Annotated in this window: 6 protein-coding genes and 1 rRNA gene; 1 reads left to right on the forward strand and 6 read right to left on the reverse strand. The window is 74.6% G+C overall.

Annotated elements, in window-relative coordinates:
• The 3 genes from BU198_RS17395 to BU198_RS17405 form a co-directional block, all read right to left on the reverse strand.
• Positions 1-124, reverse strand: a 16S ribosomal RNA gene (locus tag BU198_RS17395); the annotation flags it as partial.
• A 667-nt stretch (positions 125-791) separates the two neighbouring features.
• A complete protein-coding gene (locus tag BU198_RS17400) occupies positions 792-2,414 on the reverse strand; it encodes an alpha/beta hydrolase (RefSeq protein WP_317620170.1) in 1,623 nt (540 codons plus the stop codon).
• A gap of 174 nt (positions 2,415-2,588) precedes the next feature.
• Entirely contained in the window at positions 2,589-3,578 is a 990-nt protein-coding gene (locus tag BU198_RS17405; RefSeq protein ID WP_188297770.1) for a phospholipase, read from the reverse strand.
• A 515-nt stretch (positions 3,579-4,093) separates the two neighbouring features.
• On the opposite strand from BU198_RS17405, the gene BU198_RS17410 reads away from it, so the two are divergent.
• Entirely contained in the window at positions 4,094-4,477 is a 384-nt protein-coding gene (locus BU198_RS17410) for a peptidase inhibitor family I36 protein (RefSeq protein ID WP_188297771.1), read from the forward strand.
• A gap of 84 nt (positions 4,478-4,561) precedes the next feature.
• Here the strand turns inward: BU198_RS17410 and BU198_RS17415 are convergent, their stop codons facing one another.
• From BU198_RS17415 to BU198_RS17425, 3 genes are all read right to left on the reverse strand, one after another.
• Positions 4,562-5,470, reverse strand: a complete 909-nt coding sequence (locus tag BU198_RS17415; RefSeq protein WP_188297775.1) for an ABC transporter ATP-binding protein — start codon at positions 5,468-5,470, stop codon at positions 4,562-4,564.
• Positions 5,471-5,589: 119 nt separating this feature from the next.
• The gene (locus tag BU198_RS17420) at positions 5,590-8,415 is read right to left on the reverse strand and encodes a hypothetical protein (protein WP_188297772.1); all 2,826 of its coding nucleotides are present in this window, start codon (positions 8,413-8,415) and stop codon (positions 5,590-5,592) included.
• A 79-nt stretch (positions 8,416-8,494) separates the two neighbouring features.
• Positions 8,495-10,183 (reverse strand): FtsX-like permease family protein (locus tag BU198_RS17425; RefSeq protein ID WP_188297773.1); only part of this gene is annotated, 1,689 nt, incomplete at its 5' end.

Below are 10,183 nucleotides of genomic sequence, written 5' to 3' on the forward strand. Positions count from 1 at the left end.
AGATTGCCCACGTGTTACTCACCCGTTCGCCACTGATCCACCCCGAAGGGCTTCACCGTTCGACTTGCATGTGTTAAGCACGCCGCCAGCGTTCGTCCTGAGCCAGGATCAAACTCTCCGTGAATGTCTTCCCGACAGTGCTTAATTAAAAGCGCCGGGTCCACACTCGCGTTGAGCGGCACGGCAACCACCGGAATAGGGCGGTCCCGCGCACTGCGTCCTCGCTAGTGTTTGTTTCAAAAGGAATCTCCAACCCCAGGAAACCTGAGGCCGGGGATGTCAACATATCTGGCGTTGACTTTTGGCACGCTGTTGAGTTCTCAAGGAACGGACGCTTCCTTCGGACTGCCTTCCAGCAGGCCCTCCGGGCTTCGTTCTTTCGTGTTCCCAGCTTATCAGACGCTTTCCGCTCCGTTTACCGGGGCTTTTCGCTTCCGACTTGCCGGTGTCTTCCAGCGCTTGGCGCCCTGTCCGACGTTTCAAACTCTAGCCGGTCACCGCTTCGGAAAGCGAATCCGGCTGCAATCCGATAAAACGAACACACCGAATACAGACCGGGCCGCACCTGCACATGACAGGACCGCCCCGGCCCGAGCCGGGAAGTGTGGGTTCCAGAGGATTGGCCGCCCCGGGACCGTCCGCGCTGACGCGTGTCCGGTGCTCCCAGTCGAGCGACTGGGAGACAGTACTCCCCCACGGGCCCCGAGACAAATGCCCAGCATGAACGGCGCCGGCTCCCGAACCGGGGCGGCCACGTCAGGGGCGACCACGTCAGGGCCGGGCGGCGCCGGTCACGGCCGGGTGGCGGGGCAGTCGGCGTCCTGGGCCGGGAGGACGCCGTCCAGGAGGTAGTGGTCGACGGCGGCGTCCACGCAGGCGTCGCGGGGCGCGAACAGACCCGCGTAGGCGGTGTGGTGGAAGGCGCCCCGGAGCGTCACCAGGCGGGAGCCGGTCAGGGCGCGGTGGGCGGAGAGCTGGCCGGGGTAGGTGGCGGCCGGGTCGCCGTCGGCGCCGACCAGCAGGACCGGCACCGCGTTGCGCACCCGGGTGGGCGGTTCGGCGGGCTGGGCGGGCCAGAAGGTGCAGGGCGTGAGGTTGCGGGTGAGCGGGCCGAACAGCGGCTCGTCGGTGCGGTGGGCCTGGACGTCGCGGTAGTAGGCGAGCGGATCGCTCGAGGCCGCGCGGTCCACGCACATGATCGCGTTCTGCACGGCGGCGGCACCGCCCGTGTCGGGGGCCTCCAGGCCGGTCAGCACGGCCTCCAGCAGCGCGGTCGGGTCTGCCGTGCGGCCCTCGGCGGCGTCGAGCAGGACGCGCACCAGGTCGGCGAACTCGGTGTAGACGGCGCTGTCGTCGCCGGCCGACACCGTCCACAGCACCTGCGGCAGGGCGCGGGCGTCGACCCGGTGGGTGCCCACCGCCAGCGGGGCGCGCTCGGCGGCCAGGCGCAGGCGCTCGACGGCGGTCAGCACCTCGGCGGTGGTGGCGCCCAGGTGGTGCCGGTCGTCGTGGCCGGCCGCCCAGCCCGCCCAGGCCGTGAGGGCGGCATCCATCGCGGGGCCCTGGGTGGCGGTCAGGTCGGGGCCGAAGCGGTCCGGGTCCAGGGCGGCGTCGAGCACCGCCCGGCCGACGCGCTCGGGGAACATCTGGAGGTAGACCTCGCCGAGGTAACTGCCGTAGGAGGAACCGAGGTAGGCGATCGTCGGCTCGCCGAGGACGCCGCGCACCAGGTCCGTGTCCCGAGCGGTGTTGCGGGTGGAGGCGTGCGGCAGCATGGCTCGGTACGGCGCGCAGCGGGTGGCCAGGTCCTTGGCGAGTTCGGCGGACCGGTCGAAGGTCACGCGGGTGGGCCCGGCCGAGCCGGGGCCGCTGCCGGGCCAGCCGCAGTCGAGCGGGGTGCTGGCACCGACGAAGCGCGGGTCCATGCCGACGATGTCGTAGCGGGCGCCGAGGGCGGGCGAGGCCTGGCGCAGGGCGAGGGCGAGGTGGCGGGCGGGGACGCCGGGGCCGCCGGGGTTGTAGAGGAGGGTGCCCAGACGGTGGGCGGGGTCGGCGGCGGGCAGCCGGGAGAGGGCGACGCTGAGGGTCCGGCCGTCCGGGTGGCGGTAGTCGAGCGGGACGGTGATCTCGGTGCAGTGGGCGCCGGCAGCGTCGAGTTCGGCGCCGGCGCTGTCCTCCGGGCCGGTGCGGCAGGGGTGCCAGGCGGGCTGCTGGTGGCGCAGCGCGGCGAGCGGGTCGGCGCCGTTCGCGGTGGTGGCCGCGCCGTCGTCGTCGGTGGTGGCCGTGCCGCCGTACGCGGTGGAGCGCGCGTCTCCGTACGCCGTAGTGGCCGCGGCCGCTCCCAGGGCGAGCGCGGTGAGGACGGTCAGGGCCAGGGCGGACAGGGCGGCGGCGGGCTTGGCGGCGCGGATCACGGTGGTTCCCCTCGGGTGTTCGGCAGGCCGTCGCGGGGACGCTAGCCGTGCCGGCCTGACGGGCGCATCCACCCTGGGTACCGGCCCATCCCCGCTGAACTTCCCCTTCCGGTCTGCTACTTGAGGATCACTCCCGGGGCCTCTGCCCCCAGGAGTGCCTCAGGGGCCGCTCGGCTACCGGAACAGGCGGTCGCCGCTGGTGGCCATCCGGTGGGTGACACCGTGGCGGTTCACCCAGTCCTTGACGAGGTTGACGGCGTTGGCGCACTGCCAGCCGTTGTCGTACTCGCGCACGCCGGTGAAGGCGCCGTAGCCGGCGATGATGCCGTCCACCCGGGCGTCGCCGAGCAGCTTGTCGACGTACCACGGGTCGTTGTAGGCGGTCGTCCAGGAGAAGGTGGCCGCGAGCCGCCCGGCGGCGCGGTCCGCGGCTCCCTTCTTCAGTTCCGCGCAGGTGTTGTAGGTGGCCTCGGTGCAGTTGCCGAAGCCCTTGGTGATGTCGCTGTCGCCGTAGTCCATCGCCCGGTGGCCGGCCGGGAAGCCGGAGCCTGAACGGTCGAAGGCACCCTGCGCCTGGTTGCGGGTGCCGGTGGTGGTGATGCCCTCCAGCGGGCCGAGCCTGCCCTCCAGGCTCTTCCAGCCGCGGCCGCCGACGTCCGGGGTGCTGCCGCCGTGGTACTCGTAGAAGCCGTAGAGCACCTGGATGCCGGCCGCCGTCAGCCGCTGCGCCTTGTCGCGCAGTCCTGCGACGCTGCACGTGCGGTTCGGTTCCTCGCCGCAGTAGTTGGGGTCCTTGATGTCCAGCCAGACCAGCGACAGCCGGCGCCCCGCGTTGGCGTTGGCGAGGATGCGGTCGAGCATGCTGTCGAGGCCGGGGCCGAGCCGGTTGTCGCCGGCGGAGGAACAGTCGTGGTAGGCGCGCCACTCGTTCGGGTTCCACCAGGAGCAGACGTCGATCTCGATGGCGTTGGCGCCGTGGTTGATCGCGGCGTCCACGCCGTCCAGGGTGTCGACCCGGTGCGCGATGGCGTAGACCGGGTGCCGGGTGTCCGCGGCGGCTGCCGGGGTGGTGCCGAGCGCGGTGGCGCCGATGATCGTGCACAGGGCCGCCGCCAGCGCTGGCAGCGTCCGGACGCGGGCACCGCGCCGGTGGTGAGCCGTCAAGGGGTGTTCCCTCTCGTCGGTGTTCCGGTTGTCCGTGGTCAGGCAATCAATATCACCAACTGTGCGTCGACGTACGGTCAATGGGTGATGAACGGGGCCCCGCACCGACCTGCGTCCGACCGGCGTCCGACCCGCATCCGATCGGGTGCGACCGGATCCGGCGGGTGAACATCGGTGCGGTCGCCGCCGAAACGCCAGGAGCGGCCCTCCGTCATCGAACGGACTGTCGCTCCGGGCGACCCCAGGCGCCCCACCAGGACCACCGCTCCGGCCCGGTCACGTCATTCGAATCCACGCGCGAACCCCGAACGGGGCCCGGCGTCCCGCGGAATCCCTCCAAGCCGTGGATCCGGCACCTGTTTCCGCCATTTCTTCGCATACGCAGCTATCCGCCGCCATCGCGGGTAATCCTGAGCTGCCCGCCGAGTGAAGGTGCCGACGGGGCCGGAGCACCGGAAAGCGCTCCGCTCCTCCCCGGCCCTTTCGCCCGGCCGTGTCCGACCGAAGGAGACGTCATGGCCATCGTCCGCAGGATGCTGCTCACGGCCGCGGTCCTCACCGCCACCGTGCTCGTCGCCCCCTCCTCCTCCGCCCAGCCCCTCACCCCCTCGGCCTCCCCCGCCGCCGCCGGCGGCGACCTCGCCCGCAACCCGAGCTTCCACGCCTTCACCGACACCCACTTCACGGGCGCGGACACCTGGTTCTCCAACACCCAGGGGCAGTGCACGTACGTCGGCGACAACTGGAACGACAAGATCCGCTCCGCCCGCACCGAGGGCGGCGACCGGGTGGAACTGTGGGACAACTTCGACTGCACCGGAGGGTCGATCACCATCGACGCCTCGGGCTACAGCAGCATCGGCGGCTGGGTCAGCGCCTACCGCGCCTACCTCGGGTAGCGGCTCCCCGGCCGCACCGGCTCAGCACCAGGCCCCCCGGAGGAGAAGGAGGAGGAGTTCGCGGCAAGGCCGGCGCGCACCGGCTCAGCCAGCGCTCTCCTCCTCCCGGCCGCCCGCCGCCGGGCGGTCCCGGTCAGGCCACACGGTGATGTGGTCGCGTTCCAGGACCAGCCGAACGCGGTCCGCCAGGCCCAGCGACTCGGTGAACTCGCGCGGCAGCTGGAGCCGGCCGACCCGGTCCAGCACGGTGTACTCCTCGGCGGCGGTAGCGCCCTCCGCGCCCGTGGCGGCGGTGCGGCGCAGCACCTCGGTGGAGGTCCGCCCGTCGCGGATCCGCACCGTACGCCGGACCTGGTCGGCCACCAGGGCGTCGTGGGTGACGATCAGCACGGTGGTGCCCAGCTCGCTGTTGGCGGTGCGCAGCGCGGCGAAGACCTCCTCCGAGGTGGCGGTGTCCAGTTCGCCGGTGGGCTCGTCGGCGAGCAGCAGCCGGGGCCGGTTGGACAGGGCGACGGCGATGGCGACCCGCTGCTGTTCGCCGCCGGAGAGCCCGGCCGGGGTGCGGTCGGCGGCGTGGGCGATGCCCATCAGGTCGAGCAGCTCCAGCGCCCGGGCGGCGCGCTCGCGGCGCGGCACGCCGGTGTAGCCCATCGGCAGCTGCACGTTCTCGCGGGCCGTCAGGTAGGGCAGCAGGTTGCTCGCGGTCTGCTGCTGGATCACCCCGACCGTCCGGCGCCGGTAGGCGGTGCGCTCGCGGCGCTTGAGTGCGCCCAGGTCGGTGCCGTCCACCACGGCGGTGCCGGCGCTGGGGGTGTCCTGGCCGGCCAGGATGCCGAGCAGGGTGGACTTGCCGGATCCCGAGGCGCCGACCAGGGCGAGCAGTTCGCCCTCCCGGACGGTCAGGTCGAGCCCCTGGAGGGCCTGCACCTCAACCCCGCCGCGGGCGACCGCGCCGGTGCGGTAGATCCGTACCAGGCTCTCGCAGGCCACCATCGGCCGGCCGGTCGCGGCTCCGGACGCCGTCGCGGTTCCGGTCGCCGTCGCGGCCCCGGCGACGCCGGTCGCGCCCCCGCTTCCGGTCCCCGCCGCAGGTCGTTCGGTCGGACGGTCGGTCACAACGCCTCCCCCAGTCGTAGCACGGCGCCCAGGCCGCGGCGGCGGCTGATCGCCGCCTCCAGTGCGGCGGCCGCCGACACCAGCACGGCCACCGCGAGGCCGAGCCCCACGGTGATCGTCCAGTCGATGTGTGTGGCGGGCTCGAACGGCCCGCCGGTGAGTGCCCTCAGCCGCAGGGCGGGGCCGAGCGCGCCGGGCAGCAGCAGGCCCAGCGCGGTGCCACCGGCCGCCGCGGCCAGCAGCACCGGCAGCAGTTGCAGCACCTGAAGTCCGAACACCGCGCGGCTGCCGGTGCCCAGGGTCCGCAGGTACGAGGAGGTGCGGGCCCGCTCGGTCGCGCTGAGCAGCAGGTCGAGGGCGAACGCGCCGAGCGCGAGCAGCAGGCCGATCCCGGTGGTGACCTGGAAGGCGAGTCCGACCGAGCGGACGAGTCCGTCGCCGCGCAGCAGGTCGAGCTCGGTGGCCGGGTCGCGGAACTCCACCGAGCCCCAGGTGTCGCCGCCGGGGGCGAGCTGCGCCGCGGCGCCGGCCCGCACCGCGGCCGGGTCCAGTGGCGGGCCGCCGGCCACCGGGTAGAACAGGACGGCGGACGCGTGGCGGTTCTGTGCGGGCAACTGCTGCCCGGACCGGCCGCCGAGCAGCAGCAGCGGCCCGGTGCGCGGCCCGCTGCCGAGCACCGGCCCGAGCACCGGGTCGCGCAGTGCCTCCTCGGGCAGGGCGCCGACGACGCGGACCAGGCTGCGGCCGACACCCGGCGCGGAGACCTCGAAGACGGCGTCGGGGAAGCGGGCGGCGAGGTCGGGGTCGGCCAGCGCGGTGAGCACCGGGATGCTGCCGCCCTCGCCGGTCCGCTCGACCGGCGCGTCCGCCCCGTCGGCGGCCAGGAGGGCGCGGGCGACCGGGGAGGACGGCTCGGCGGCGCCCAGTGCGGCGGCGTCCAGCCCGACCAGTTGGGCACCGGGGGTGCGGGTGCCGTCCTCCTGCGCGGTGATCTCCGCGGTCACGCCGTTGACGGTCACCCGGTGGCCGACGGTGGGGATCTTCGACAGGTCGCCGGACAGCCGGTCGCGCGGGCCGACCAGGGCGGCCGCCGCCCCGCCGGTGCGCCACTCGGCGGTCTGCGCGCGGCTGTCCGCGACGGTGCGGGTGACCATCCCGCCGAACACCCCGTACCCCGTGGCCAGCACCAGCACCAGCAGGGCGAGCGCGGCCGCGCCGCTGTGCGCACCGGCCCGGGCGAGCGCCACCAGTGGGACCAGACCGCGCGAGCGACGTGCCCAGTGGGTGGCCCGGAGCAGCACCGGCGGCAGCAGACGGAGCAGGAGCAGCACCGTGACCACCGCCAACAGCACGGGTGTCAGGGAGAGTTGGAGGTCGATGCCGGAGCCGGCGAAGGTCCCGCGGGTCCGCAGGGCGAACAGTCCGGCCCCGGCCAGCAGCAGCACCAGGGCTTCCAGGACGATCCGGCGCGTGCGCCGCACCGGGCGGGCCTGCCCGGCCGAGGCGAGCAGCACCGCGGCCGGCGCGCACCAGACCAGTACACCGGCGACCAGCACCGGCACCGGTGATCCCGGGCCGGCGCCCGGTGGCGTGAGCGCCCACCCGATCACCCAGCCCACCGCCATGCCGGCGCCGACCGCCACCGCGGCCTCCGCCAGCAGGCGGCCCGCGATCCCGGACAGCCGGGCGCCCCGGGAGAGCTGGAGCGCGAAGGCGCCGGCCCGGCGGCGGGCACCGAGCCGCGCCGCGGCGACGGCGGTGGCCACCACGATGGCGAGCAGTCCGGCGAGCGCGAAGCCCTGGAGCTGTTCGGTGCGCCCGCGCTGGGCGGCGAACGCCTCCAGCTCAGGGGTGAGACGGTCGGTGACGGTGACCCCGGCCACCATGTGGTCGAGCAGCGTGCAGTCCTTCACCACCTGTTCCCCGCACAGCCGGTCCAGGCCGGTGGACCGCAACCCGGCCAGTCCGGAGCGCAGTTCGGCGAGCCCCGCCGGGGTGGCGGCCGGGCCGGTGCGGTCGACCGTCACCGGCAGGTCCCAGGACACGTGGAGCGGCGCCTCGTCGGTCGTCTGCTCGATCCCGCCGGCGCTGGTCAGCAGCTGGGCGTACAGCTCGGCGCCGGTCATCCCCGGCACGACCCAGGGCTCGACCAGCATCGGGAACCGCTGCCAGAGCGGGCGGGCGCCGTGGTCGGTGCGGAAGACCCCGACCAGGACCATCGGGGCACTCCACCCCTTGCTCTTCAGCTCGAACTGCTGCCCGAGCGTCAGGCCGACCTTGTTCATGACCGCTTCGGAGGCCGCGACCTCGATCGGTGCCCGCTTCGCGGACGAGTCCTTCGACGGCGGCGGCTGGTCCGGCGCCCTGCCCTGGACGTACTCGACCGGGCCGCTGGAGGCGTCGGGCCGGGCGTGGACCAGGCTGATCCCCGGGGCTCCGCTGTACGCGGTGGTCACCCCCGGCCCCGTCGCGCCCGCGGGCTCGGTGGACACCCGGACCTGCGGCGTGCCGAGGGTGGCGGCCAGCGGCGGGGTGACGGTGCCGCGCAGCGTGGCGCCGATCCGGTCCAGGCCGCGGTCGAGCGCACCGGGAGGTGATGTCCCCAGCCAGATCGCCTTCGTGGTGACGGTGTCGACCGAGAGCAGCGCTCCGGGCTCCTGCGCGGCGGTCACCCGGTCGGCGAACGAGCCGGCCGCCAGCCGGTCGAACCGCGGCGGCCAGCTCAGCGGGATCGCCGTGAGCAGCACGGCGAGCAGCGCGAGCACGGCCGCGACCGGCCAGGCGATCCGGGCCTCGCGCCGGATCAGGCGCAGTGTCAGCATGTGGGGCTCCCCCGTCGGAAGGTCCGTCCTCGCGTGGCGTCCGGTGCGGGGCCGTGCCCCGTCGGGCCGTCGGCCCGGCTCATCCGTCCTCCCCCGCGCGCAGGGCCCGGACCAGGTCCACCCGGGCCAGCAGCCGGGTGAGGACCAGCACGGCCAGGGCCAGCAGCAGGCCGCTCGCCAGCGCCGTGAGCGCGGCGGCGGGCCGGCCGGGGGCGTCGTCCAGGGCCGGGAAGAGCGGCGCCGCGCTGTCGTCCAGCACGGTGAACGGCAGCAGCAGGGCCGCCAGCAGCAGCCCCAGCAGGGCGCCGAGCAGGACGGGCGGCGCGGTCACCGCCAGCTGTTCCGCGCGCAGCAGCCTGGTCAGTTCGCGGCGTCGCACGCCCAGGGCGCGCAGCACCGCGAACTCCCGTTGCCTGGTCCTGGCCGCGCTCACCGTGTGCAGGACCAGGGCGGTCACCGCGAAGAACGGTGCGGTGACCACGACCAGCAGCCAGGCGCCGCGCAGTCCGGTCCGGAACGGGTCGTCCGCCAGGGCCACGGCGACCTGCGTGACGCTCTCCGCCCGGCCGAACTCGCCGTGCCCGTCGACCGCGGCCCAGGTGGCCGCCGGGTCGCTGCTCGCCAGCCACCAGCGGGCCACCGCGGGCGGCGCCATCCCGGCCGCGGCGCGGGTCTGGACGAGGGTGCGCAGGTCCAGCAGGAGGTTGCCCGGAGTCTTGCCGTAGCCCGGCAGGGCGGCGATCTCCCCGGTGATCCGGACCCGCTGGGTGCTCTTCCCGTCGCGCTCCCAGTCGATCCGCAGGGTGTCGCCGACCTTGGCGTTCACCGCGTCGAGCAGGGCGCGGTCGGCGACCGCGGGGAGCACCGGGGACGGCCGTCCGCCGGTCGTGCCTCCGGGGCCGGCCTCGAACACCACCGCGAAGGCGAGGTCCGCGCCGCTCCCGTCCGGTCGGTCGGGCTCCTGGGACGACAGCACCGCGTGCAGCAGCGCGGAGCCGCCGCTCTCCCAGGAGCAGGCCCCGGAATCGTCGGTGAGCTGGGTGTCCCGGGTGGGCACGGTGTCGGGGCAGCGGAGATCGACCGGTTTGGGGAGGACCGTGCCTGCGGGGGACCACTGCTGGCCCGGCGGGAGCGCGAGGCCGGTCCGCTGCCCGCCGGTGACGGCGGCGATGCCCGACACCCGCAGGTCGACGGTGGTGCGGGCGACCAGCTGTACGGGGAACCGGACGTCGAGCCCGGTGAGCGTCAGCGGGAGGGCCCGCCGGTCGCTGCCGGGGAGGTCCAGGGTCACGGTGTGCGGGCTGCCGTCGGCCGGCAGCGGGGCGGTGACCTGGTCGGCCAGCCCGCGGGAGTCCTGGAACCGGAGGGTCAGTCGCAGTCCGGGGGCGGGGAGGGGCAGGCCGGCGGTGGCCTGGACGGTCACCTCCAGGGCGGTCGGCCCGCCCGGCACCGGGAGCCCCTGGACGGGTACGGCGGTCAGTGCGGCCAGCAGCTCGGGGGCCGGGCGGTCGGCCTGGTCCTGGCGCAGGGCGGGCAGTTGTCCGGTGGCCATGGCACCCGTGGTGTCGAGGGCGACGGTCCTGACCACCGCGCTGCCCACGAAGGCGGTCTGCTCGGCCACCGGGGTCAGGCCGGTCACTCCCGGCAGGGCGGCCAGCGCGGCCTGCCGCTCGGGCGGCGCGCCGGGCACCCCGGACAGCCGCAGGTCGGCGCCGACGGTCTGGGTCGCCCGCTCGCGGTCGTTGGCCGGCAGCGCGGCCAGCACCCC

The sequence above is a fragment of the Streptomyces sp. CBMA156 genome, from assembly GCF_014596515.1.
Lineage (GTDB): Bacteria > Actinomycetota > Actinomycetes > Streptomycetales > Streptomycetaceae > Kitasatospora.

Excerpts from the sequence above, each read along its gene's own strand:
- BU198_RS17410 (WP_188297771.1), top strand. The coding sequence starts at position 4,094 with ATGGCCATCGTCCGCAGGATGCTGCTCACGGCCGCGGTCCTCACCGCC.
- BU198_RS17415 (WP_188297775.1), bottom strand. The coding sequence starts at position 5,470 with ATGGTGGCCTGCGAGAGCCTGGTACGGATCTACCGCACCGGCGCGGTC.
- BU198_RS17420 (WP_188297772.1), bottom strand. The coding sequence starts at position 8,415 with ATGCTGACACTGCGCCTGATCCGGCGCGAGGCCCGGATCGCCTGGCCG.